Source organism: Pedobacter glucosidilyticus DSM 23534 (assembly GCF_000425145.1).
GTDB lineage: Bacteria > Bacteroidota > Bacteroidia > Sphingobacteriales > Sphingobacteriaceae > Pseudopedobacter > Pseudopedobacter glucosidilyticus.
In genome coordinates, this window is the sequence record NZ_KE384313.1 from 1 (window position 1) to 24,448 (window position 24,448).

Sequence of the window (24,448 nt, forward strand, 5' to 3'; positions counted from 1 at the left end):
AAAAAAATATGAAATTTATCTACTAAATTAACTCATTATTATCAAACAAAAAGAGACTGCCTTTTTGAGACAGCCTCTTATTTGTTTAATCATATACATATATTTAAATCACATCTCTTCAAACCCTACTTTTTATCTAGTTCAGAATAATATTTTGAAAAAGATAGTAAATCAGCCTCGCCAAAGCGCTTACCTATAATTTGCATACCCAAAGGCAAACCATCTTTATTAGTACCCGATGGTAAAGAAATTGCAGGTAGTCCAGCTAATGAGGCTCCTACAGTAAAAATATCAGCTAAATACATTACCACAGGGTCTGTAGGTTGCTCACCCATATTAAAAGCTGGAGTTGGCGTTGTTGGGGTTAATATAAAATCGTAATCCTCTAAAATATGCTCGGTTTTTTCTTTGATAAGCCTACGTATTTTTTGTGCTCTTGAATAATAAGCATCATAGTAACCAGCGCTTAACACAAAAGTACCTAGCATGATTCTTCTTTTTACTTCGTCTCCAAAACCTTCAGATCTGGAGAATTTATAAGTACTGATTAAATCTTTTGATGAATCACTTCTGTAACCGAAATGTACACCATCATACCTGGCCAAATTAGATGAAGCTTCTGCTGTTGTTAGAATATAATAAGTAGCTACAACGTAATCTAAATATTCAAAAGAAACAGGTTCAACGGTGTGGCCTTGACTACGTAACAGTTGAATTTGGGCTTCTATATTTTGCTTAATCTCTGGGTCTAAACCTTCAGAGTGTAAGGTTTCTTCTATATAAGCAATTTTCCTTTTTGATGAATTGTTTAAAAGAGTTGAGTACGCTGGTACAGGTTCTTTAGAAGAAGTACTGTCGTAAAAATCTTTTCCGGCAATTACTTCCAACAACAAAGCAGCATCCTCAACAGAGCGAGTGATAGGACCTACTTGATCAAAAGATGAAGCATAAGCTACAATACCATATCTTGATACTCTGGCATAAGTGGGTTTTAAACCTACTACACCGCAAAATGCTGCCGGCTGCCTAATAGAGCCTCCAGTATCTGAACCTAATGAAGCTAAGCATAAATTGGCTTGCACTGCTACGGCAGAGCCACCAGATGAACCTCCTGATACTTTTGTTGTATCGGCAAAATTTTTCACTGGGCCAAAATAAGAGGTTTCATTAGAAGCTCCCATAGCAAATTCATCACAATTTAAGCGACCAATGATAATAGCGTCTTCGGCTAAAACACGTTCTACAACAGTTGAGGAATAAATTGCAACATATCCATCTAAGATTTTAGATGATGCAGCCAAACGATGTCCTTTGTAAGAGATATTATCTTTTAAACCGATAACCATACCAGCAAGCTTACCTGCTGTACCATTATCTATTTTGTTTTGTATCTCTTTTGCTTGTGCTAGCGCTTCTTCTCCAAAAACCTCTAAATAAGCATTTAGATCAGCAAGTTGCTGGATACGGTCTAAATAAAAGGTAACCAAATCTTCTAGCCTTAGTACGCCCGAGCGTATATCAGCCTGTATATCTTCTAATTTAGAGTAGTTGTAAGTAGTTTCTGCTAGCATCATTTAAAAACAAAACCCTGGATCTTTTGAGTGTAAGTATGTTTCAAAAGATTCAAGGTTACAAGAATCATAAATAATTTGGATATTAAGAAAATTATTGTGGCTTTTCTTCCTTTTTCTCAACACCGTTTTGTCCGTCTTTAAATTCTTTAACACCTTTTCCTAAGCCTCTCATTAATTCTGGAATTTTTTTACCTCCAAATAATAGTAACAAGGCTACTATTATGAGTATAATTTCTGGTGCACCTAGACCCATTTTGTTTATATTTTAGTTGTGATTAATTACGGTTTAATTGTTTCTCGTGTTTCTGTTGAAGTAACTTCCTCATCTGGTTGTTGGTTAACAGAAGACTTTTGAGCAGCAGCTTCATCTCTTCTTAACTCTTCTTCAGCAGTTAATGTATTAATATTTCTATGAATTTCTCTTTTAACATCATCAGAAGCATCTTTAAATTCTCTGATTCCTTTTCCTAAACCTCTGGCAAGTTCTGGCAATTTTTTACCTCCAAATAAGAGTAATGCCACAAAAACTATCAATATAATTTCTGGAGTACCTAAATTTAAGAATAATAAAACCCCGTAATACATGTTTTATGTTTAATAGTTTAACGCAAATATAAAAAAAATATTCTTTAACGCTTTTCTTAATGATTGTTAATTAGCCAACCAAAGTGACGGGTTTTGAGCCTGCATACCTTTCCAAAGTTCAAAATGTATTTCTGAAACGCCTTCATCATCTGCACCAACAGTACCTATACTTTGTTTGGTACTTACTTTCTCGCCCGCACTCACACTAATGGTTTTTAAATTTTGATAAACGGTAAAGAATTCTCCATGTCTTATCATGACCACACCTTTACCTGCAATTTCTAATACTCTGGCCACTGTACCACTAAATACAGCTCTTACAGAAGCATTTGCTCCGGTTCTGATATTCCAACCATTGTTTTCTGATGTTACGTTTCCTACAACATTTTTCTTTCCATAACCATCCGTTATCACCCCGTTTGTTACTGGCCATGGCAAACGACCTCGGTTGCTTACAAAATCTGCTGATAGCTTTGCTGCCTCTGGCGTTGCTGATAAAATAGATCCGCTGCTTGATTTTGCAACTGGCGCCTCTTTACCTTCTGCCTTAGCTTTTGCTGCGGCTGCTCTTGCTTCATCTTCAGCTTTCTTTTTAGCAATTGCAATCTCTCTTTGGATAGCTTCTCTTATTGCTCTATCTAATTTAGCCGCATCTCTTTGCTTTTGAGCTAAATTTTGTTTCAATTTTTTCTCCTGAGATGTTAATGTTTTAACAACTTTGGCTTGGTTTGCCTGCTCGTTACCTAACTTATTTTTTTCTTTTTGTTGGTCTGATAAAAGATGATCTTTTTCCTGCTTATTTTTATTAAGAACAGCTATCTTACCTTTCAAGGTATTCTGTGTCTCTTCTATATAATTAGCTTGTTTGATACGATACTCGCTAAACTGTTGCAAGTATTTCATCCTTTTATAGGCTTGATTAAAATCTTTGGCAGCAAAAATATACATCAGCTTGCTATATGCACCCTGGTTTTTTTGTGCAAACCTTATCATAGCAGCATAATCTACTTTAAGTTGTTGCAACTGAGATTGAAGTGATTTAACTGTATTAATGTTTTCATTAATTTGCCCATCTAGTAATCTTACTTCAGAGTTTATGGTTCTAATTTTTTCCTCACGTAACCTGATTTGAGCTCTTAAAGCATTTAATTGTTGTAAAGTCACTTTCTTACTTGAAGCTGTCTTTTTAAGCGTATTGTTAATCATCTCAATATCTTTATTGAGTTGTGCTTTTCTACGCTCTAACTCTGCTCTGGTTTGGGCAAATAATTGGTTACTGCCAATGGCCAGCAAAAAGAATATGATAATGGCTTTAAAGTACTTCATTTTCGCAAAGGTATCTAAAAAATTATTCTATCAAGGTGTATCTTTTAGGAATATTAAACGGATAATCCTGTTGTACCTGAAGTTGTATACTTTGATAGTTGAGATTTAAACTTACTTTTTGATTTTCTAGAGTAGAACTTAATCTAATTTGATAAGGAAAATCTTTTCCGGCTAATGGTTTATAATCCTGATAAGAAGCTTCTAATTTTTGATTTGTCTGGGTATCTTTAAGTTCTAGCTGTAACAACTGTAAAACTTCATTAAACTGCTGCTTAAAACTTAGATCTTTATCATTACCTGTTAGGTAAAAAAACTTATTTTCCACTGTAATTTTTGAACTGCCTGTCGCCAATGAAAAAGGCAAAGCATTACCTGTTAACAAAGCCTCTAATTCCTGATAAGAAATAGCAGAATTTATGTACTGATGAATAAATTCAAAAGGTTTAAGTGTATACTCGCTATTGATGCGATTAATCAATTTAACGCTGTCTGGTGTTACATATAAACGAGCTACTTCTACTCCTGCAAAGGCTGTTATCGATAACCAAATGATTTGTCCCTTTTTTATTCTCATATTGAGGCTTAAATCTTGGCTTTTACCTGCTATATCAACATTAGCTTTTGCTTTAACAGCTAATGTTTCAAAGGAAAATTCTTTCCTTTTGATATCAGATAAATTAAATTTCGCCTTTTTTTCTATCGCAACTATATTTGTATTTGAAACTATTTTTTTTGTGCGGCAAGCCGTTGTCAAAAGTAAAGCTATCAGTACTAAGATGATGTTATTCAAAATATTTGCCTTCATTAATCTTTTTTTGTAGTAATGTACTTTTCTCGCCTAATTGAGCAGCTTTTTTCCAATTTTCTAAAGCCCCAGCCTTATCTCCTAAATGGAAAATAATATCTCCGTAATGCTCTATAATAGTGGCACTTTGACTATTACTTACTCTTAAAGCCCTTTCTATCCACTCTTTAGCGTCTTTATACTTTTTTTGTCTAAACAATATCCATGCATAAGTATCTAAAAAAGAAGAATTATCTTTTTCTAACTGGTTAGAACGAAATGACATTCGCTCGGCCTTTTCCAAATTCTCATCTCTTAACGATAAATAATAAGCATAATTGTTAAGTGCGTATACATTATCTGGCTCTAAAGCCAATGCCTGTTCATACGCCGCAACAGATTCTTTAAATTTTTTTAAACTTTGGTAAGCATCTCCTAAACTACTGTAAACCTGTACTTTTAAAGCATTATTAAGTTCGTAATTAAGTGCATTATTTAAATAATTTACAGCCTTTTCACTTTGTTTTAACTGATTGTAAGCTAAAGCCGTGTAAACATATAAAACGGCCTGATTTGGGAATAAACTTAATGCTTCTTCTCCGTCTTTAACTACACCCGCCATATCGTTTAAACCAAGTTTTATCCTTATCAATTGGTCCCAAACCACATAAATTTGTTTATTTAACAGAACTGCATTTTCATAAGCCATTTTAGCTTTCTCAAGTTCGTTTTTTTGAAATAAGACATCGCCATAAATTGCAAAAGCCTTAGCTTCATCATTATGTACTTCTGTTAATGTTTTGGATAAAGTTTCTGCATACCTAACTGCTCTTAACTCTGGAAAAGCAGAAAAATAGCTGATGATAATTTTTATTTTTTGGTCTATATCTAACTCCTGATGAGTAAAAGCTACTCTCAACTCGTTAAAAGCTTCTTCGCTTTTACCAATAGCATTATAAATATCAGCCAAAGCTAAATTGATATAAGCATTCTCGGGTGCTAAAACTTTCGCTTTTTGATATACTTCAAGTGCTTTATCTTTTTGCCTATTGTTAAAGTATAAGTCGCCCAAATAAATATAATTGACGACTTCTTCTGGGTTTTCATCAATCAACTTTTGCAGATGAGCTGTTGCCCCCTTTAAATCACCCTTACTTACAAAAATGTTTTGCTTACCTTTTATAATCTCAGGGTTTGAGCCGTACTGTTGTTCTAATGTATCATATATAGCTAGGGCTTCTTCGTTTTTCTTTAATATCATTAAAGTGTTAGCCTTATCTAGTTGATATTCTATCTTGTCAGGAGCTATTTTTACCAATTCTGTTAAGGTATAATTAAGTAAATTATAATCTTTCAATTCTTGATAAATATTGGAAGAAAGCAACCAATACCACTCGTTTTGTGTTTCTACGGTTATGGCTTTCTGAATAAAATTTTTGGCTTGTTCAAAATCTTTAGCCCTAAAATAAATTTGAGCCAATTCATAAGCAGAAAAATGATGTAAAGGATCTGTATCTAAGGCTCTTTTGAAAAAATCAGCAGCTAATGTATAATTATCCGAAACTTTTTCTTTAAGACCAGAATAATATAGATTTTCTACCAAACTACTATCTTGTTGAGACAGCTGCTTACCACTTATAACGATAAACTCTTGTGGTTTATTCTTATTTTTTTGAGCATAACTTATCAATCCTGTAAAGGTTAATACTAAAATTAAGATATGCTTCTTGTTCATCATTTATTTTACTCCTGTATGCCCATAACCACCGGCACCTCTTGCTGTTTCACTTAAGACATCAACTTCAAGCCACTCTGCCTGCTCATGTGCGGCTATCACCATTTGTGCTATTCTATCGCCATGGTTTATCACAAAATCTTCGGTAGAAAGGTTTATCAATAATATTTTAATTTCTCCTCTATAATCTGCATCAATAGTACCTGGGCTATTTACTATAGAGATACCAGATTTATATGCTAAACCGCTTCTTGGTCTTATCTGCGCTTCGTACCCCATGGGTAACTCTATAAATAAGCCTGTTGGAATAAGCTTTCTTTCTAGAGGTTTCAATAATTCTGGGCTTTCTAAATTTGCTCTTAGATCTAAACCTGCCGAGGCTGCAGTTTCATAATTGGGTAAAGGGTTGTTAGATTTATTGATGATATTAATCTTCATATTTTAAAAATGCGTTTAAGGGTATCCTTCTCGGTATAAATAATAACAGTAGTGAAAAGTAGCAATAAAATATTACCAACTATGATATTTCGCTTAAATAATACAAAAGATATAAATACAACGATCACCGCTAAACCTATATACATAGTATCCTTTTTTATTTTATAAGGTATTGGATAATGTTTTTGCCCCCATAAATATGATAAAACCATCATTAATAAGTATACAGTTAAAGATATACATGCGGATGCCATATATCCCCATAAAGGGATAAATATAAGATTAAGGACAATGGTACAAATTGCACCAATACCAGATATATATAAACCGTATTTTGTTTGGTCTGATAATTTATACCATACTGATAAATTCATATATATCCCTAAACTTAAATAACCTAATAACAAAATAGGTACAACATTTAAACCTACCCAATAAGCCTCGCCAATAAAATATTTAAGTAACTCTATATTTGCTACCAGACCAACAAAAATAACACTTAATGCTATGATAAAATAACTCATAATAGCTGCATAAGTTTCTTTAGCGTTACTATTTTTTGCATTGTTGAAGAAAAAAGGCTCGGCACCAAGCCTAAAGGCATTAATGAAGATGCTTAAAAAAATTGCCAACTTACTACAAGCACCATAAATACCAACCTGCTCTTGACTGCTAACTGCTGGTAACAACTGTCCTAAGAAGATTTTATCTAAATTTTCATTAATAATAAAAGATAGGTTGGCTATAAGAATGGGAAAACTATAGGTAAACATATCTAAAACCAGCTTTTTATCAGGGTTAAATTTTAGTTTTAGCAGCTCTGGCAGCAATAGTAAAAGTGTTAAACTACTGGCAATTAAGTTAGAAATAAATACATATCCTATCCATTCTGGATGGTAAATCTGCGATAATTCATCAGCAAATGGCAACTTCTGATTGATGATTATTGGAATGCCAAAAATGAAAAATAAATTCAGCGAGATAAAACTCAAAATATTAACAAATTTGATGATGGCATAACGTTTTGGCTTTCCCTCTGCCCTTACTCTAGCAAATGGGATAACTGCTAAAGCATCTAAAAATAAGATAAAAATAAAGTATTGGATATAGAGCTTATAATCTGCCAAAGAACTTTGCTTACCTGCTTGTAGCCAATGCGCTAAAGGTTCAAGAAACAAAAAAGTTGTACTAAGAAATAAGAGCCCTAAACATAAAACCACCAGAAAAGTATTGCTATAAACCTTTTCTTTATCACCATTATTTTTATTGATGAATCTGAAAAAGGTGGTTTCCATACCAAATGCCATTACTGCATTGCATATAGAAGCATAAGCATAAAGGGTGGTAAAAATACCATAAACAGCTGGTTTGTATACCAGTGTATAAACCGGGGTAAGAAAGAAATTTAGTATACGGGATGCTATGGTACTTAAACCATAAATTGCAGTTTGACCAGCAAATTTTCTTAATACAGACAAGCTTATCTTTTTAGAATCACAAAATTAACGAAGTTTTTTAATGCTGTTTCTTTTACTTCTATAGCCGTTACTTCTGCCTCGTCAGGCCCTGTTTTGCACCATTCTAAAAAATCTTGCTCAAAAACAGGGTCAAGTTCTGCTTCTATAAATACATCCCCGTTAGGTAAATTTTTCACAATTCCTTTAACCCCTAATTGGTCTGCTACGGCTTTTGTAGAATCTCTAAAAAACACACCTTGTACTTTTCCTTTCACTATAATTTGCAAAGCTTTCTTCATAGAAATTGATCAAAACACAATGCTAAATTGAGCTTTTACAAAGGATTATGCAAATTAAATAAGTTTTAGAACTGTTGATTTATCTGTAAGATGATTGTTTTTAATATGAGATATAAGATTTAGGCCAGGTTTTTTTCCGACCGCAATACTCCCAAGCTCTTGGTCTAAGTCTAAAAATTTTGCTCCATTAATGGTTGCCCACCTTAATAAGGTATCAAATGAAATATCTGATTTGTGTTGGTGGATAAGCTTCATCTCATCCAAGATACTAAGATGATGATTTGATGCCAAGCTATCAGTACCTAAGGTTATGAGATGGTCACTATTTTTAAAGAAATCAAAAGAAGGTAATTTATCGCCAATGTAAAGATTTGCATGAGGGCAAAAACACCAAAATATATTTTTTGTAAATCTCCTTAACATGTAAACATCTTTTAAGCTGGTGTACACATTATGCACCAATAAAATACGTTGCTGTTCTGGCAAGATAGGAACAATTGTTTGCATTGTATTTTTTGATAGCGGTGCGAAATAATCTATATTAATGTCTAAATCCTCATAAAACTTCACAAAATCTCCTGTTTTATAACGATAGAATTTGTTTTCTTCATCACTTTCTTGGTTGTGTAAACTAATAGGGTTAGTAGTATGTTTACAATAATTATAAAGCTTCTTTAATAATACTTTTGATAAGGTATAGGGCGCATGTGGTGTAATAGAAGTTGGAGTTTCGAAATTAACAGCGGTATCTATAGCTTTATTAATAGCCTCATCTGCTTTTGCAGGATCTAAAGCTAACATCTCAATAAAAGTATGATAATGTATTGGACTTTGAGCTTTAACTTTTGCAGTTACAGTAGTATTAGAAATATCTCCCACCGCAACTATACCATTTTTCCACATTTCCTTATCAGCCGTTTGTATAGCTTTGTGTACATCTTTATGGTCTTTGTCTCTCAAATTGATAACTTCTTTAAGAAAATTAATCAAGCCACTTTTAGGTTTTATTTTCCCCTTTAAATGAGATAATTCTAAATGGCAATGAGTATTGATAAAGCCTGGTACTATAGCTCCTTGTAAATGGGTAATATCTGGGTCATTATCATCAAATGATTCATTAACAGCAACAATTTTTCCATCGTCATCTGTTACAATTAAGCCATTTTTAAGTGGTTCTGACTCTAATGTGTAGATGTAATCGGCTGTAAACTTCCTCATTGTAAAATTTTGGATTTAACGTTAATTAATTAAACAAATATTAAACTCAATTTTATTATGCACAATCTTTATACCATAATATTATTTATTACCTCATTTTGAGAATATAAATTGTAATTTTGCAGGTATTCATGAATCATAACATCCATAAAACAGACATAAGAAGCCTCAGTCTTGATGAACTAAAAAATAGATTTTTAGCATTGGGAGAAAAAGCTTTTAGAGCTAATCAGGTATATGAATGGCTTTGGAAAAAATCTGCTTTTAGTTTTGATGAAATGAGTAATCTATCAAAACCTCTTCGCGAAAAACTTAACGAACTTTTCGTAATCAATGCTGTTCAGGTTAATACTTCTCAATTTAGTGCCGATAAAACTATCAAAAACACTTTTATTTTACACGATAAACATTTGATAGAGGGTGTTTTAATCCCTACAACAGAAAGGATGACTGCTTGTGTGTCTTCTCAAGTAGGTTGTAGTTTAACCTGTAAATTTTGCGCTACAGGTTATATGGAAAGAAAGCGAAATTTAAATGCTGATGAAATTTACGATCAGGTTGTTTTAATTGATAAACAAGCGAAAGAGCATTACGGTATTCCGCTGTCTAACATAGTTTATATGGGTATGGGAGAGCCTTTGTTAAATTACAGTAATGTTTTAAAATCTATAGACAGGATTACAGCAGAAGATGGCTTAAACATGTCTTATAAAAGAATAACAGTTTCTACTGCTGGTATTGCTAAGATGATTAAAAAACTAGGTGATGATGATGTTAAGTTTAATTTAGCATTGTCTTTACATGCTGCAAATGATAGTAAGAGGAATGAGATTATGCCTATAAATGAGCAAAACTCACTTGCTGCTTTAGCCGAAGCGCTTAAATATTATTTTGCAAAAACTAAAAACCCGGTTACTTATGAATACATCATCTTCAATAATTTTAATGATGAACTTGAGGATGCTAAAGAACTTGCCCGCTTTTGTAAGCATGTACCTTGTAAGGTAAATATCATAGAATATAACCCTATTGCTTTCGCTGATTTTATGAATGCAGCCGTTGATAAAACCGAAATATTTGCAAATTATTTAAAAAAGCAAGGTATCATTACCAATATTAGAAGAAGTAGAGGTAAAGATATTGATGCAGCTTGTGGTCAATTGGCTGTAAAAGAAGAAAATAAATAGTTATTTTAAGGCCATGAATTTGGCCAAACTCTACCTAAAAGATTTTTGGGCTTTATTTTTCCCAAAGCTTTGTCATGCCTGCGGCACTCCATTATTGCATCAAGAGTACTTAATTTGTACATCTTGTATTTACCAATTACCTTTTACAAACTATCATTTAGACCATGAAAATAAACTCGTAAAACAGTTTTGGGGAAAGGTAAATGTTAAATCTGCTTCTGCTTATTTATTTTTTAGTAAGGAAGGGAAAGTACAAAAACTTATGCACCAATTAAAGTACAATAATCATCCAGAGATTGGGATAGAACTTGGTAAAATGTATGGCAAAGTTTTAAAATCAACTCCAAAATACCAGAATCTTGATGCCATAATACCTGTACCTTTGCATCCCGATAAACAAAGAAAAAGAGGATACAACCAGAGTGAACAGTTTGCAATTGGTTTAAGTGAGTCTTTAGGCATACCTGTCATAAACAATATATTAAAGCGTATTAAATCATCAGATAGCCAAATTTTTATGAAAAGAGAATCACGATTTCTGAATATGAGAAGTGTCTTTGAAGCTCGTCATAAAGATAGCTTACCCCTATCGGTTTTATTGGTTGATGATACCATTACCACCGGAGCCACGCTAGAAGCTTGTGTTATAGCATTAGAAAATGCTGGCATTCAAGATATTCATATCGCAGGAATTGCATTTGCCAGCTAAATATAGATATTTGTAAGAAATGAGTTTGATGAAACAATTGTTATACATACTGATAAGTATAGTATTTTTTACCGTAGCTTGTAATAAAAATGATGTATTAGACACAAATCCAAATTTAAGATTAAACTTCTCAACCGATTCTATTTTATTTGATACCGTTTTTACTGAAAGAGGCACTGTTACACGTATTCTTAAAATCTTCAATTATAATACTAACAGCATCAATATTAATGAGTTAAAATTATCTGGAGGTAATACATCAAATTTTAGCATCAATATCAATGGTCTAAATGCCAATGAAGCTCAAAATATCAGGATAAAAGGGAATGATTCTGTTTATGTTTTTATTCGAGCTTTTATCAACCCAAACCTTCAAGAAACACCCTTTATTGTAGAGGATTCTCTTTTATGTACTTTCAACGGTAATAAAGTAAAGATTCCGTTGATAGCCTATGGCCAAAATGCGATCTACTTAAAAGATACCGACATTACCGAAAATACGACTTTCACGAAATCCAAACCTTATATCGTTTATAATCAACTCAAAATCAGCAAAAACGCTACTTTAAATATAGCTGCCGGGGCAAGGATATATTTTCATAAAGATGCTAAACTATTGGTGCATGGTACGCTTACTGCAAACGGGACTTTACAAGACAGCATAGCTTTTGCTAGTGATAGGTTAGAAAGGATTTATAAAGACGAGCCTGGGCAATGGAGCGGTATTCATATTTTACCATCTTCTAGTAATAATATCATTAACTATAGTTGTATAAAAAATGCCATTATTGGTGTTCAGGTTGATTCTTTGAGTAGAAATAGTACTCCTAAAATATTAATCAGCAATACGATTATTAAAAATCATCAAGTTGCAGGTATATTAGCATACCAAGGCGATATTACGGGGTATAATAATTTATTTTTTAATTGCGGTCAATACCTTTTAGCCGCCATTAATGGTGGTAGATATGAGTTCTACCAAAATACTTTTGCTGCTTATAACTTTAGTACTGCCCGTACAACCCCTGCTGTTTATCTGGCCGACCATAGTTATAATTCTTCTACTGCTTTTAACTTTAATGCGATATTTAAAAACAATATTATTTGGGGCGTATTAAGAGAAGAATTAGAAATTAGCAGACGTGGTAATAATCAAATATTTAATCAAAATTTTGAGGCTAATATCATCAGAAGTAGTGGGCTAGCTTCAAATACAACTATTAACAATAATAATTTCTTAAACTTAGATCCTACTTTTATAAACCCTAGAGAAGGAAATTATAAAACTACCACTAATAGTGCTGCCAGAAGTAAAGGAATAAATTTAAGCAATACAAGCTACAGTTTGGAGCTCACTAAAGATATAAAAAATATAACCCGAGTTTACCCTTCTACTTTGGGTTGTTATGAAGATTAAAAAAAATAAAAAAGCTTGTAACCTTCAATAATGCTTTACAGTAAAAGTATTTGAGAGCGTTAATTTAGATTAAGAAAAGGCGGAGATCTATAATAGACTTCGCTTTTTCCTTTTTTAGAGAGTGTATTACTTTACAAGTCTAAGTCTTTCAATTTTTTCTAGAAGCTCTTCAGTTTTAAAGGGCTTAGACTGATAATCATTCATACCATATGCATAAACTTCATCAATATCTGTAGGCATGATACAGGATGTTAACGCTACAATAGGTAAATCTTTAAAATATGAATCTTCTTGTGCTCTTATTTTCTTTGTAGCCTCTAAGCCGCTTAAAATAGGCATGTGTACGTCCATTAAAACAATATCATAAGCTTTGGTTAAAATCATATCGTAAGCTTCTTGTCCGTTTGATGCAAAATCCATGTCCAATTCAAATCTGGAAAGCATCTTTCTAATCAATAGCTTATTGATATCGTTATCATCTACAATTAATATTTTTTTTTGGTAGGTCATTTAACTATTTAGATGTTACTTAAACCATTAACTACTTTTTAAAATACGCCCTTTCTTTGATAAGAAAGAAAGGGCGCTATATCTTAACCTTTGTATAAAGGAAACTTTTCCATTAATTCATTAACCTGATCGGCAATATTTGCTAAAACAGTTTCATCTTCATGATTCTTAATCACTTCATCGATAAAACCAACAATAGTTTCCATTTGCTCTTCTTTTAAACCTCTGGTTGTAATAGCGGCAGTACCCACTCTAATACCTGATGTTACAAAGGGAGAACGCTTATCAAAAGGAACCATATTTTTATTTACAGTGATATCGGCCGCTCCTAAAGCTTCTTCTGCTACTTTACCTGTGATGTTTTTATTACTTAAATCGATAAGCATTAAATGGTTATCGGTACCGCCAGAAATAATTTTATAATCACGACTTACAAAAGCTTTAGCCATAGCTTGCGCATTTTTCTTTACTTGTAGTGCATAATCCATGTACTCATCACTTAAAGCTTCGCCAAAAGCAATGGCTTTTGCAGCAATAATATGCTCTAAAGGTCCACCTTGTGTGCCCGGAAAAACCGCTCCATCTAATAAAGAAGACATCATTCTGGTCTCACCTTTAGGAGTTTTAATTCCAAATGGATTTTCAAAATCTTTACCCATCATGATTAAACCACCTCTAGGACCTCTTAAAGTTTTATGGGTAGTAGTGGTAACAATATGGCAATGCGGAAGTGGATCTTTTAATAAACCTCTGGCTATTAAACCTGATGGGTGAGAAATATCTGCTAGTACTAAAGCACCAATTTTATCTGCTACAGCTCTGATAAATTCGTAATCCCAGTCTCTAGAATAAGCAGAAGCACCACAAATAATCAATTTTGGTTTTTCTCTTAAGGCTACTTCTTCTAGTTGCTTGTAATTGATAAGACCAGTTTCTTCTTCTACACCATAAAAAAATGGCTGATATATTTTACCGGAAAAATTTACCGGAGATCCATGAGTTAAATGTCCGCCATGAGCTAAATCAAAGCCTAAAATTTTATCACCCGGATTTAAAACTGCTAAAAAAACCGCAGCATTTGCTTGTGCACCAGAGTGGGGCTGAACATTTGCCCATGCTGCATTAAATAACTGCTTAGCTCTATCAATAGCAATATTTTCAATTTCATCAACAACTTCGCAGCCACCGTAATATCTTTTCCCTGGCAAACCTTCGGCATACTTGTTTGTTAAAACAGAACCTGCTGCCAGCATAACTTGCTCACTTACAAAGTTTTCAGAAGCAATTAATTCTAAACCTTGCTCTTGCCTTTGCTGCTCTTCGTTAATTAAATCAAAAATAATTTTGTCTTTTTTCATGAAATTATAAATATTATTAGCTAATATTAGGGCAAAATATTTGGAAAATGTAGCCATTTAACCCAAAAAAATAATCTGCTCTATTAAAAGCCTAAATTATATATTTTATACGATTTATTTGATAAAAACTGTACATGAATAAATTAAGCTTTGTAATTGTTGGAGTTGGTAATATTGGGGCTAAATATTCAAGAATTATACATGCTCTTGATGATGTAGATTTGGTTGCTGCTGTAGACCCTGATTTTGCCAGAAGAAAAAGGTTAAAATCATTGATTCCATTTTTCACCTCTCTTCAAGATTTTTTCGACGCAAAAATTCCTGCGGATGTTGTTTGTATTTGTACTCCCAATGGTTTACATGCAAACCAAACTATACAATGTTTAGAAGCAGGCTATCATGTGATTTGCGAAAAACCTGTAGCATTAACCGCAGAAGATGTTAGAAAAATGATGCAGGCAGAAGAAAAATCAGGCAAAAAAGTATTTGCAGTTATGCAAAATAGATATAGCCCGGTTTCTATATGGCTTAAAAAGCTGATTGACAATTATATGTTAGGCGACATTCTTTACCTGCAAATCAATTGCTTTTGGAATAGGTGCCAACAATATTATAACGACTCGCCATGGCGAGCAACAAAAAAGCTAGGAGGCGGCCCTTTATATACTCAATTTAGTCATTTTATTGATTTAATGATTTGGCTTTGTGGCGAGCCTAAAGACATTAAAAGCCAATCTTATAACCTAAGAACAAATATTGAGACCGAGTTTGATGATAGTGGCTCTATCAGTTTTGATTTACTTAAGGGCGGAAAAGGTAATTTTAATTATACTAACTCTGCGTGGAATGGCAATATAGAAAGTAGCATTACCATTATAGGTACCAAAGGAAATGTAAAAGTGGGCGGCCAATACATGGAAAAACTTGATTTTGTACAATTACAAGATCAATTTGACATTCCTGTTTTTGATAAAATTACGCATGCAAACCAATATAATTATTATCAAGGTTCGGCAGATAAACACGATGTTTTTATTAAAAGAGTAGTTTCATGTTTAAAAGAAGATAGAGAGCCTGAGATTAGATTAGTTGATGAGTTACATGTTATTCATTTTATAGAACAGGCTCTTCTTTGTTTACAATCCAAAAATTATTAAAGCCTAAGCCAACTTGGATCTGAATAAGTTGTTGTTGTAACATTTCTAAAACAGCAAGGAAATTGTAAACAAATTGCACCTTATCCTTTGATTGTTGAACGAGATTTTTAAAATCTAATCGGCTATTAATTCTAAGAAGTTCTCCTATAACAATTTTTTGTTCTTCTATGGTATAAGGATATTGTATAACGGTATGCTTTACTTCTTCAGACTTTATTTGATATGCCTTCATCAGTTTATGATAAACTTTTAAAAGCTTATACAAATCAAATGAGGCCAATTCTTCTTCTGTAGATTGAGTACCTTCCGTAAATCTTTTTAAATCCTCAGTAATATTACCTCTCTTCTCTTTAAAAAATCGTTCTTCTTCTAAAAGCTTAAACTCTTCTGTAACAGCTTTAAAACGCTTGTATTCTAATAGTTTCTGAATTAAATCCTGCTTTAAATCAATCTCATTGCCTTCTTCATCAAGTTCTATTCTTGGTAGTAACATTTTAGCTTTAATACGCATTAAAGTAGCTGCTACATAGATAAACTCACTAGCCAACTCCATATTTAAAGCATTCATTTGATGGATGTAGTTCAAGAAATCATCCGTAATTTTTGCTATAGGAATATTGTGTATGTCAAGCTCATCACGCTCAATAAAAAATAGCAAAAGATCAAACGGACCTTCAAACATGGGTAGTTTTATGGCAAAGCTTTCTTGTGGATTCATTTTATAGCCCAAATATAACTAACCACCAACAATTTGCAATAGCAGGATAGAGCTACTGTTTTTATTAAAAAATATCTCTTTATTAAAACAAATCAATCTTGTAAATTGTCATGATATTTAATAGAATTATTCTTTTAAATTTGTACATTAATTACTCCTAAACTTAAAAATGGAAGTACAGGCGGGCCACCTATTATCACAAATAAATATACCCTCTAATTTAAAGAAATTTAAAGAAGAAGATTTAACAGAGATTTGCAAAGAACTACGTCAATACATTATTGATATAGTTTCTGTTAATGGAGGTCATTTTGCCTCTAGTTTAGGAGTTGTGGAATTAACCGTTGCTTTGCATTATGTGATGAATACCCCTTATGATCAATTGGTATGGGATGTAGGTCATCAGGCTTATGGGCATAAAATATTGACTGGAAGAAGAGAAGTATTCCATACCAATAGAATATATAAAGGTATTAGTGGTTTCCCAAAAAGATCAGAAAGCGAGTACGATACTTTTGGTGTGGGCCATTCGTCTACTTCTATATCGGCAGCGCTAGGTATGGCGGTTGCTTCTCATTATAAAGGAGAAAAAGACCGTCAACATGTAGCTGTGATAGGTGATGGTTCTATGACAGCCGGTATGGCGTTTGAAGCTTTAAACCATGCAGGCATTGAAAATTCCAACGTCCTAGTTATTTTAAATGATAACTGCATGTCTATTGACCCTAATGTTGGTGCTTTAAAAGATTATCTGACAGATATTACCACGAGCAAAACTTATAACAAGTTTAGGGATGATGTTTCTGCTGTATTAAGCAAAATATCAGAAATTGGTCCTAATGCGCATGAAATTGTAAAAAAGATTGAAAAAAGTATTAAGGGTACTTTACTAAAGAAAAGTAATTTATTTGAAGCTTTAAATTTTAGATACTTTGGCCCTATTGATGGGCATGATGTAAATCATTTAGTTAAAGTTTTAAAAGATTTAAGAGATATACCAGGTCCAAAATTATTACACTGCGTAACCGTAAAAGGTAAAGGCTATGCTTTAGCAGAAAAAGATCAAACTAAATGGCACTCGCCAGGTTTATTTAACAAAATTACTGGAGAAATCAAAAAAACTGCTCCTTCTGTAAAACCGCAAGGACCAAAATATCAGGATGTTTTTGGACATACCATGGTAGAGTTAGCAGAAATGAATGATAAGGTAATGGGGATTACTCCTGCCATGCCATCTGGTTGCTCCTTAAATATCATGATGAAAGCCATGCCTCACAGAGCTTTTGATGTGGGTATTGCCGAGCAGCATGCGGTAACTTTTTCTGCTGGTTTAGCAACGCAAGGATTAATTCCTTTCTGTAATATTTACTCAAGTTTTATGCAAAGGGCTTATGACCAAGTGGTACATGATGTTGCTTTGCAAAAGCTTCCTGTTGTTTTTTGTTTAGACAGAGCTGGTATAGCTGGCGCTGATGGACCAACACATCATGGTGCTTATGATATTGCCTATTTTAGGTGTATCCCTAATATGATTGTTTCTGCTCCTATGAATGAGGAAGAGCTTAGAAACTTGATGTATACAGCCCAACTTAAAAATCATGGTGGACCATTTTCAATTCGCTACCCTCGTGGCAATGGTGTTATGCCAGAATGGAAAAGACCATTAAAAGAGGTTGAAGTTGGAAAAGGAAGAAAAATTACCGATGGTGAAGATGTTGCTATTTTAACTATTGGTCATATTGGTAATGAGGCCGTTAAAGCTTGTTTAGAATTAAATGCTGAGGGTTATTATCCCGCTCATTATGATATGCGTTTTGCCAAACCTATTGATGAAGAGTTATTACACGAAGTGTTCAAGAACTTTAAAAATGTAATTACCGTTGAAGATGGTTGTATACAAGGCGGAATGGGTAGTGCCGTTTTAGAGTTTATGGCAGACCATCAATACCAAGCTGTTGTAAAACGCCTAGGCATACCCGATGCTGTTATTGAACATGGCGAACAAGCAGAACTATGGAACGAGTGTGGTTATGATGCTTTTGCGATTTTAAAAACTGTAAAAGAGCTGGTAAAAGCAAAACCTACTGAGCGGTTGGTGGGGTAAAACCAAATTTATGAATATAGATTTTTTTATAAAACTTAATTGTAGACTCATAATTAGTTTCCCAAGTAAAAGCTTGTGCTCTTAGCAAACCTTGATTTATATAGCTATTTCTGAGTTCAATGTCCTCAAGCTGCTTGATACCCTTTATATATTCCATATGATTCTTTAAATCTTTTATAAGAATACAAGCTCCTTGAGTAATTTCCTTAATCGCATCAATATCGGATGCTACTACTGGACATCCTGCTTTCATCGCTTCAACTATAGGCATTCCAAATCCTTCAAATAAACTTGGATATAAAAGACAATGACTTTTGTTATAAAATTCATTTAGCTTTTGTTCTGATATATTGTAATGGTACTCATATCGGTTTGCTAATGCTAAATCAAGTTTCAACTTTTCAGTTGCCATTAAAATCTCCCCACCAACTATAATCAATCTATAATCTTGTAATTTACTTAACACTTCTAAACAAATTTCAAAGTTTTTATACAATCCTCTACTCCCTACATATAATATAACTTTTTCCTTACTTGATTCAATGGTATTATAATAACTACTTGAGCAACCATGATATATGACCTCAATATTATCTTTATTAAAACTTGGATAATGTTTAAGAATACTTTTCTTTGTTGCATAGGAGACACATATTAAACCATCTGCATTATTAATTGCAAACTTTTGTAAAATCAGTTTAAATATTCTTCTTTTACCAGATAAGACCCTTTCCTCCGCAGCTAAGTCATGAATAGTCACAATATTAGCAACACTTTTTCTTTGTAATGAGGTCCTAAGATAACTTGAATGAAAAATACTTCTTTTAGGCAATTTTATACATAAAGGAAGTATTCGTGATAAAAATATACTCCTAAATCTGTCAGCTATATATTTTGGATAAGTTATTAGCGAAGCTACCTTTTCTGATTTATTTTTAATGATTGTTACATCTACATTATTATATCGTGATACCTGCTTAATAAATGCTCGCCAATATACCGATATTCCACCCTGAACCTGAAGATTAAAAATCAAATCATCTAAAAATATTTTCATCAATTAACTTGTAATGAATGACACGTATTTACCTGCTATATACTCTCTGGAAAAAACTTGATTATCAATAAAATAGCTTTGTTTGTTCAGGAATTTATACCATAATAAATTTAAAATTTCTACATTTTCCTTGACAGAGTTACATACGAATCCAGCTTTATTATAACTAATGCTATTCTCTAAATCTCCCTTATCACTAACAGGTAATAAGATTGGCTTATTAAAAAACAAATAATCTGATTGTTTTGAAGTTATTATGAATCGTCTTTCCCCATATTTTAAATGCAAGAATAATGAAGATTTATTAAATAATTTAATCATTTCATCTCGCGATAATCTAACAGTTAAAAGTGCTATATCTAGCAAATTATAGTTTGCTAAATTTTCAATTAAGAATGCTTGACTTCCAGCTCCAGCGAATATTAATCGTATTTTCCTTCTATCCTTACCTTCTAAAAATAGCATTAGTGCTTCAAAAAAGGTACCATCTTTAAGTTGACACTTGTATAATGTACCAGCATACAGAATATCGAATGTATCAGATAATTCTAGATTTATATCTGAGGCACTAAAATTACATCCATTTTCGAAAACAACAGTCTTACTTTGTATAGACAAGGGTAATAGTTTCTTCAAACTATGGGAAACTGTAATTACCTTACTTGCTTTTAATAATATTTTGTACTCTCTACGTCTATTAAGTATACAATTTATCCTATAAATAATTTTATTCCCTGCAACAGGGGTATAACCAAATGTCCAAGGATCTCTGTAATCTAAGATAAGTTTAGATATTACCTTTTCAGAAAGGCTTTTAGCATAACTAAAAATACTAAAGGGACCACCAAATACAACAACAGTATTATCAAATCCTTCTAGAACTTTTAATAGTTTGGGATCAACCATCCCTGGAAAGAAAACATCATTTCTAAATACGACTTGATGAACCCAATTCAGAAATTTCCAAACGGGATACTCATAGGCATCTAAACACTTAAATGCTAATCTATTCAAAAAATTGAGTTGTGCATTTATATTAATAATATTATCAACAATATACTTTGGTAACTCATCGTTTGTTTTTTGATGGCCTAAACCTACTGACTTCTTAAATGGATATATAAACTCGATGATTTTAAAACGGACATTAATTCGGTGCAATTCCTTAATAATACTTATGAACCTTTCAGTTGATGTAGTATTATCCTTCAGATGAGGTAATATTAAGATAATTTGCTTAGGTAAAGAACTAGAAATCATCATAAAAATTCCTAAATGAACTTCTTAATCCAAAAGAAACTAGGTTAGTATTATGTTCTCCCATTGTGTTTGATTCAGATCTTATTAGCCCTCCTAGCTCTAATCGCAAATTATATTTCGGGTTTATTAAATAAGATACCTTTCCTGTTGCTACTAATAAAGAAGTTTTAAGTCCTTGAGTGGTTACATTATTATAATCTGAGTTTCTTGTACCATAAGGTTTGTAAATATCCTTACCAAAATTATCATTAGCTGTAGGATCTAATCCATATTGGGCTAGATTTACTTTACTAGAAAAATCAAACTTACCTAAGCTGTAATTTAAAATCCCTACAGCTTCTCGGAAATTAGCACCATACAAATGAGCTAAAGGTTGATTATAATGACCAAAATTTAAAAGAGAACTTCTTTGCGTATAAGTGAAAGGTCTGGCTGTATTAAATTCAAATAAATAATTTAACCTCTTAACTCGAAACATATCAAAGCCTCTAATACCAATTTGATATGCAAATTTGTTAGCCCAATAACCATTACCCGCAAAAACTTCTTTTGCAGTGAACTCATCAGCTAAAAACTGCCCATAAACGGTTAAATTCTTCAGTAATTCATATTTAAGATTTAAGCCTACTAAGGCATTATCGGGAGAACCATTTTGCCCTTCAACAGGACGTAAAAAGATTAGCGGATTAACATAACTAAAATCAAACCCTCTTTTACCTGTACTATCTGCATCTTGCCAAATAATCGCATCAAATATACCTACGCTTAACCTGTCTGTAACATTCCAATCTAAATAATGAAATACGCCCCATTTCTTCCTAAATCCATTATCATAAGAAAATTGCGGTGATCTTAAATCCTGAAATTGAGCCCATAAGGCCATGTATTTTACATTACCTAGATTTGCTGTTAACTTCAAAAAGGGGTAGTTAGCTGCTACATCAGATAATAACATGGAACGATAACCATCACCAATAAAGTTTTTATCTTGCCCTAAAGTAACATTCAAATACTTAATTGGGGTGTAAGAAAGAATAGCTGTAGCATAAGCCCAATCTTTTATAGATTTGCTAGGTCCGAATTTATCATTTACCTCTCCTGGAATAATTCCGTTTTCATTTACAAATTCTGTAATATAATTAGGGAATTGGGCTTGATTCTCAAATCCACTTGTATAAAAGAAAAACTTATCTCCTATAGTCCCCCCTAATTCATAGCCCCTAGTATTTAACCAAGTTCTTTGACCCCTTACTTCATCATAACCTAAGTTGAGATCAGGTAGAAAATCTGCAAAAACGGTAAACTCTTGATTTTTCACCTGTATATTATGCTCTTGGAATAACTTTCTATGAACCCAATTTCTTTTATTGGTATCAACATTCATATTGAAGAATGAATCTACACTGGCTTTAAGTATAGAATCATCCATAAAATATGGTTTAATTGAGCTGTGAAATCTCGATTTTTGATCATAGATTTTATCATCAAATTTTTGATAAAAATGATGAGAAAAAGGCTGATAACGATTTGGAGTTTGAGCTTTTGTATTATATGTAAGGAGACATCCTAATACAAATAAAACAATAAATTTTAAAGCTTTATACATGAATAGCGGACTTTTGATCAAGTTCCTCAAATATAGAATTATTGCTTTTAAACTCAGGAACAATCATTTTCATTTTTCTTACCACTTCTTTGTCTTGATAGTTGCAAGCTATTTCAATAAGTTCATGAATATCATTACTTACTTTTTCAAACTCACGTGGAATAACCTTTGCTATCATAATCTTCTCGTGATGCGTTGGAATAGTGTTTTCTAAATCATTTAAAAGTTCTTCATAAAGTTTTTCTCCAGGCCTTAAACCTGTAAATTCTATATGAATATCTTGATTTGGAACTAAACCGGATAGTTTTATCATCTTTTTTGCGAGTTCTACAATTTTTACAGATTTACCCATATCAAAAATATAAATCTCGCCTCCGTTTCCCATAGATCCTGCTTCTAGAACTAAACGACAGGCTTCTGGTATGGTCATGAAATAACGAGTAATATCAGGATGTGTTACGGTAACCGGACCTCCTTTTTGTATTTGTGCTCTAAACCTAGGAATTACCGATCCGTTTGAGCCTAGCACATTTCCAAACCTGGTAGTTATAAACTTTGTTTGAGATTTCTTATTATTTAAATAGCTGTGCCCGTTCTCAAAAACAGTTGCCCCATAATTTAAGGCTGTATAAAAAGACTGCACATATATTTCTGCTATACGTTTAGAGGCTCCCATAACGTTGGTTGGGTTTACAGCCTTATCAGTAGAAACCATTACAAACTTTATAACGTCATATTTTACGGCTAAATCAGCAAGATTTTTTGTTCCGCCAACATTGGTACAAATGGCTTCTGCTGGATTATCCTCCATCATAGGTACGTGTTTATAAGCTGCCGCATGGTATACGTAATGAGGCTTAAAAGTCTCAAATAAATTTTCCATGCGTTGCTTGTTTCTTACATCTCCTATATAAGCAATAAAATTATTGCACATATTATTATCTTGTAATTCTAATTGCAAATCATGCAAAGCTGTTTCGGCAATATCATTTAAAATAATAAGCTGGGGTTTAAATTTTGCTAATTGTCTTACAATCTCACTACCTATAGAACCTGCTGCCCCTGTTACTAATATTCTTTTACCTTGAAGTTGTGAGTTTAGGATATCTTCTTCAATAACAATAGGTGCTCTTTCTAACAAATCCTCAATCTTCACATTTTTTATTTGATTTACCTTAATTGTGCCTTTAACCCATTCTCTAGTAGGAGGTACATTTAATACTTTTACATTATGATCTAGACATAAGTCAACAATTTTATTCTTTTTATCGGATGTAATTCTATGGGTAGAAAGTATTAAATCATCAATCTTTTCTGCTTCAATAATACGCTCTAGTTCATCTGCATGATAGATTTTAACATTATCAACCACTTTACCTCTTTTTCTAGGGTCATCATCAACAAAAGCAATAACACTCATATTTACTGCTGGGTCTGTGTCTAAGGTTCTTTTAGTAGCAACACCTGTTTCGCCGGCGCCATAAATAATGACTCTTCTTTTATCCAATCGCATATTCTTGATATACAAGAAAAAGTATTTTACCAATACCCTATAAGTAATCAATAATACGAAGCTACATAACCCTGTAATAACTATAATTACATTTGATATAATGGCTGGTTTATCAAAAGATTGCAGAAAAAGGTTACAGATGATAAAAAATGAGTTACTGGTTGCAATACTAAATAAAATTCTGAACGAATCTTGAGCACTGGTATATCTAACTATACCAGCATAAGTTTTAACATTAAAAAATACGACACAATTAATTCCTAAAAATATTAGAATATTTCTACTTAACTCAGAAAGGTCAATTTGTGAAGCTTCAAAATTAAATTTTAATAGATAGGCTAAAATTAGGGCAAAACCACAGAAAAAAAGGTCAATACAAAATATCAACCAACGTGGTACAATATTTATTTTTTTAAACATATTTAATTTCTATTTA

22 protein-coding genes are annotated in these 24,448 nt (G+C 32.6%); 5 read left to right on the forward strand and 17 right to left on the reverse strand.

Features of this window, described 5'->3' with window-relative positions; translation table 11 throughout:
• Window positions 1-125: 125 nt before the first annotated feature.
• From gatA to H510_RS0115600, 10 genes are all read right to left on the reverse strand, one after another.
• Window positions 126-1,574: an Asp-tRNA(Asn)/Glu-tRNA(Gln) amidotransferase subunit GatA gene (gatA, locus tag H510_RS0115555; protein WP_342662634.1), complete on the reverse strand. Its 1,449-nt coding sequence runs from the start codon at window positions 1,572-1,574 to the stop codon at window positions 126-128.
• A 91-nt stretch (window positions 1,575-1,665) separates the two neighbouring features.
• Window positions 1,666-1,827 (reverse strand): Sec-independent protein translocase subunit TatA/TatB, encoded by a 162-nt coding sequence (locus H510_RS0115560; RefSeq protein WP_026905154.1) that lies wholly within the window; start codon window positions 1,825-1,827, stop codon window positions 1,666-1,668.
• A gap of 26 nt (window positions 1,828-1,853) precedes the next feature.
• On the reverse strand, window positions 1,854-2,159 hold the full coding sequence (locus H510_RS20570; RefSeq protein ID WP_051291331.1) for a Sec-independent protein translocase subunit TatA/TatB: 306 nt from the start codon (window positions 2,157-2,159) through the stop codon (window positions 1,854-1,856).
• 66 nt (window positions 2,160-2,225) lie between these two features.
• A complete protein-coding gene (locus tag H510_RS0115570) occupies window positions 2,226-3,485 on the reverse strand; it encodes a murein hydrolase activator EnvC family protein (RefSeq protein ID WP_026905155.1) in 1,260 nt (419 codons plus the stop codon).
• A gap of 22 nt (window positions 3,486-3,507) precedes the next feature.
• A complete protein-coding gene (gene lolB1, locus H510_RS0115575) occupies window positions 3,508-4,290 on the reverse strand; it encodes a lipoprotein insertase outer membrane protein LolB1 (RefSeq protein ID WP_026905156.1) in 783 nt (260 codons plus the stop codon).
• Complete coding sequence (locus tag H510_RS0115580) at window positions 4,268-6,007, reverse strand: tetratricopeptide repeat protein (RefSeq protein WP_026905157.1); 1,740 nt, start codon at window positions 6,005-6,007, stop codon at window positions 4,268-4,270. Before H510_RS0115580 ends, lolB1 begins: the two co-directional genes overlap by 23 nt.
• A complete protein-coding gene (dut, locus tag H510_RS0115585; protein WP_026905158.1) occupies window positions 6,008-6,442 on the reverse strand; it encodes a dUTP diphosphatase in 435 nt (144 codons plus the stop codon).
• Window positions 6,439-7,920, reverse strand: coding sequence for a lipopolysaccharide biosynthesis protein (locus H510_RS0115590; RefSeq protein ID WP_026905159.1), 1,482 nt, complete (start codon window positions 7,918-7,920; stop codon window positions 6,439-6,441). The genes dut and H510_RS0115590 overlap by 4 nt, the downstream gene beginning before the upstream one ends.
• A gap of 2 nt (window positions 7,921-7,922) precedes the next feature.
• Window positions 7,923-8,198, reverse strand: coding sequence for an acylphosphatase (locus H510_RS0115595; protein ID WP_026905160.1), 276 nt, complete (start codon window positions 8,196-8,198; stop codon window positions 7,923-7,925).
• Between the two features lie 54 nt (window positions 8,199-8,252).
• Window positions 8,253-9,416 (reverse strand): amidohydrolase family protein, encoded by a 1,164-nt coding sequence (locus H510_RS0115600; protein ID WP_026905161.1) that lies wholly within the window; start codon window positions 9,414-9,416, stop codon window positions 8,253-8,255.
• Window positions 9,417-9,547: 131 nt separating this feature from the next.
• On the opposite strand from H510_RS0115600, the gene rlmN reads away from it, so the two are divergent.
• Genes rlmN through H510_RS0115615 form a run of 3 tightly spaced genes read left to right on the forward strand, consistent with a single transcriptional unit; the run spans window position 9,548 to window position 12,729 of the window.
• Window positions 9,548-10,603, forward strand: coding sequence for a dual-specificity RNA methyltransferase RlmN (gene rlmN / locus H510_RS0115605; protein ID WP_026905162.1), 1,056 nt, complete (start codon window positions 9,548-9,550; stop codon window positions 10,601-10,603).
• A 13-nt stretch (window positions 10,604-10,616) separates the two neighbouring features.
• Window positions 10,617-11,312 (forward strand): ComF family protein, encoded by a 696-nt coding sequence (locus H510_RS0115610; protein WP_026905163.1) that lies wholly within the window; start codon window positions 10,617-10,619, stop codon window positions 11,310-11,312.
• A gap of 28 nt (window positions 11,313-11,340) precedes the next feature.
• The gene (locus tag H510_RS0115615) at window positions 11,341-12,729 is read left to right on the forward strand and encodes a hypothetical protein (protein WP_155978016.1); all 1,389 of its coding nucleotides are present in this window, start codon (window positions 11,341-11,343) and stop codon (window positions 12,727-12,729) included.
• A gap of 126 nt (window positions 12,730-12,855) precedes the next feature.
• Here H510_RS0115615 and H510_RS0115620 read toward each other — a convergent pair whose 3' ends face one another.
• Both H510_RS0115620 and glyA read right to left on the reverse strand, forming a co-directional pair.
• A complete protein-coding gene (locus tag H510_RS0115620) occupies window positions 12,856-13,239 on the reverse strand; it encodes a response regulator (protein WP_026905165.1) in 384 nt (127 codons plus the stop codon).
• 83 nt (window positions 13,240-13,322) lie between these two features.
• Entirely contained in the window at window positions 13,323-14,597 is a 1,275-nt protein-coding gene (glyA, locus tag H510_RS0115625) for a serine hydroxymethyltransferase (RefSeq protein WP_026905166.1), read from the reverse strand.
• 134 nt (window positions 14,598-14,731) lie between these two features.
• On the opposite strand from glyA, the gene H510_RS19200 reads away from it, so the two are divergent.
• On the forward strand, window positions 14,732-15,754 hold the full coding sequence (locus tag H510_RS19200) for a Gfo/Idh/MocA family protein (protein ID WP_036693225.1): 1,023 nt from the start codon (window positions 14,732-14,734) through the stop codon (window positions 15,752-15,754).
• Here the strand turns inward: H510_RS19200 and H510_RS0115635 are convergent.
• The gene (locus H510_RS0115635; protein WP_026905167.1) at window positions 15,711-16,472 is read right to left on the reverse strand and encodes a segregation and condensation protein A; all 762 of its coding nucleotides are present in this window, start codon (window positions 16,470-16,472) and stop codon (window positions 15,711-15,713) included. The genes H510_RS19200 and H510_RS0115635 overlap by 44 nt on opposite strands.
• A gap of 169 nt (window positions 16,473-16,641) precedes the next feature.
• On the opposite strand from H510_RS0115635, the gene dxs reads away from it, so the two are divergent.
• Window positions 16,642-18,576, forward strand: a complete 1,935-nt coding sequence (dxs, locus tag H510_RS0115640) for a 1-deoxy-D-xylulose-5-phosphate synthase (RefSeq protein ID WP_026905168.1) — start codon at window positions 16,642-16,644, stop codon at window positions 18,574-18,576.
• On the opposite strand, the gene H510_RS0115645 is transcribed toward dxs, so the two are convergent.
• From H510_RS0115645 to H510_RS0115660, 4 genes are all read right to left on the reverse strand, one after another.
• A complete protein-coding gene (locus H510_RS0115645; protein WP_026905169.1) occupies window positions 18,554-19,633 on the reverse strand; it encodes a glycosyltransferase family 4 protein in 1,080 nt (359 codons plus the stop codon). The two genes, dxs and H510_RS0115645, sit on opposite strands and share 23 nt — an antisense overlap.
• A 3-nt stretch (window positions 19,634-19,636) precedes the next feature.
• Window positions 19,637-20,896: a glycosyltransferase family protein gene (locus H510_RS0115650; RefSeq protein ID WP_026905170.1), complete on the reverse strand. Its 1,260-nt coding sequence runs from the start codon at window positions 20,894-20,896 to the stop codon at window positions 19,637-19,639.
• Entirely contained in the window at window positions 20,883-22,322 is a 1,440-nt protein-coding gene (locus tag H510_RS0115655) for a gliding motility protein RemB (RefSeq protein ID WP_245584848.1), read from the reverse strand. Before H510_RS0115655 ends, H510_RS0115650 begins: the two co-directional genes overlap by 14 nt.
• Window positions 22,323-22,491: 169 nt before the next feature.
• Complete coding sequence (locus H510_RS0115660) at window positions 22,492-24,432, reverse strand: polysaccharide biosynthesis protein (protein WP_026905172.1); 1,941 nt, start codon at window positions 24,430-24,432, stop codon at window positions 22,492-22,494.
• Window positions 24,433-24,448 lie beyond the last annotated feature (16 nt).

Excerpts from the sequence above, each read along its gene's own strand:
- gatA (WP_342662634.1), bottom strand. The coding sequence starts at position 1,574 with ATGATGCTAGCAGAAACTACTTACAACTACTCTAAATTAGAAGATATA.
- H510_RS0115560 (WP_026905154.1), bottom strand. The coding sequence starts at position 1,827 with ATGGGTCTAGGTGCACCAGAAATTATACTCATAATAGTAGCCTTGTTA.
- H510_RS20570 (WP_051291331.1), bottom strand. The coding sequence starts at position 2,159 with ATGTATTACGGGGTTTTATTATTCTTAAATTTAGGTACTCCAGAAATT.
- H510_RS0115570 (WP_026905155.1), bottom strand. The coding sequence starts at position 3,485 with ATGAAGTACTTTAAAGCCATTATCATATTCTTTTTGCTGGCCATTGGC.
- lolB1 (WP_026905156.1), bottom strand. The coding sequence starts at position 4,290 with ATGAAGGCAAATATTTTGAATAACATCATCTTAGTACTGATAGCTTTA.
- H510_RS0115580 (WP_026905157.1), bottom strand. The coding sequence starts at position 6,007 with ATGATGAACAAGAAGCATATCTTAATTTTAGTATTAACCTTTACAGGA.
- dut (WP_026905158.1), bottom strand. The coding sequence starts at position 6,442 with ATGAAGATTAATATCATCAATAAATCTAACAACCCTTTACCCAATTAT.
- H510_RS0115595 (WP_026905160.1), bottom strand. The coding sequence starts at position 8,198 with ATGAAGAAAGCTTTGCAAATTATAGTGAAAGGAAAAGTACAAGGTGTG.
- H510_RS0115600 (WP_026905161.1), bottom strand. The coding sequence starts at position 9,416 with ATGAGGAAGTTTACAGCCGATTACATCTACACATTAGAGTCAGAACCA.
- rlmN (WP_026905162.1), top strand. The coding sequence starts at position 9,548 with ATGAATCATAACATCCATAAAACAGACATAAGAAGCCTCAGTCTTGAT.
- H510_RS0115610 (WP_026905163.1), top strand. The coding sequence starts at position 10,617 with ATGAATTTGGCCAAACTCTACCTAAAAGATTTTTGGGCTTTATTTTTC.
- H510_RS0115615 (WP_155978016.1), top strand. The coding sequence starts at position 11,341 with ATGAAACAATTGTTATACATACTGATAAGTATAGTATTTTTTACCGTA.
- H510_RS0115620 (WP_026905165.1), bottom strand. The coding sequence starts at position 13,239 with ATGACCTACCAAAAAAAAATATTAATTGTAGATGATAACGATATCAAT.
- glyA (WP_026905166.1), bottom strand. The coding sequence starts at position 14,597 with ATGAAAAAAGACAAAATTATTTTTGATTTAATTAACGAAGAGCAGCAA.
- H510_RS19200 (WP_036693225.1), top strand. The coding sequence starts at position 14,732 with ATGAATAAATTAAGCTTTGTAATTGTTGGAGTTGGTAATATTGGGGCT.
- H510_RS0115635 (WP_026905167.1), bottom strand. The coding sequence starts at position 16,472 with ATGAATCCACAAGAAAGCTTTGCCATAAAACTACCCATGTTTGAAGGT.
- dxs (WP_026905168.1), top strand. The coding sequence starts at position 16,642 with ATGGAAGTACAGGCGGGCCACCTATTATCACAAATAAATATACCCTCT.
- H510_RS0115645 (WP_026905169.1), bottom strand. The coding sequence starts at position 19,633 with ATGAAAATATTTTTAGATGATTTGATTTTTAATCTTCAGGTTCAGGGT.
- H510_RS0115650 (WP_026905170.1), bottom strand. The coding sequence starts at position 20,896 with ATGATGATTTCTAGTTCTTTACCTAAGCAAATTATCTTAATATTACCT.
- H510_RS0115655 (WP_245584848.1), bottom strand. The coding sequence starts at position 22,322 with ATGGATGATTCTATACTTAAAGCCAGTGTAGATTCATTCTTCAATATG.
- H510_RS0115660 (WP_026905172.1), bottom strand. The coding sequence starts at position 24,432 with ATGTTTAAAAAAATAAATATTGTACCACGTTGGTTGATATTTTGTATT.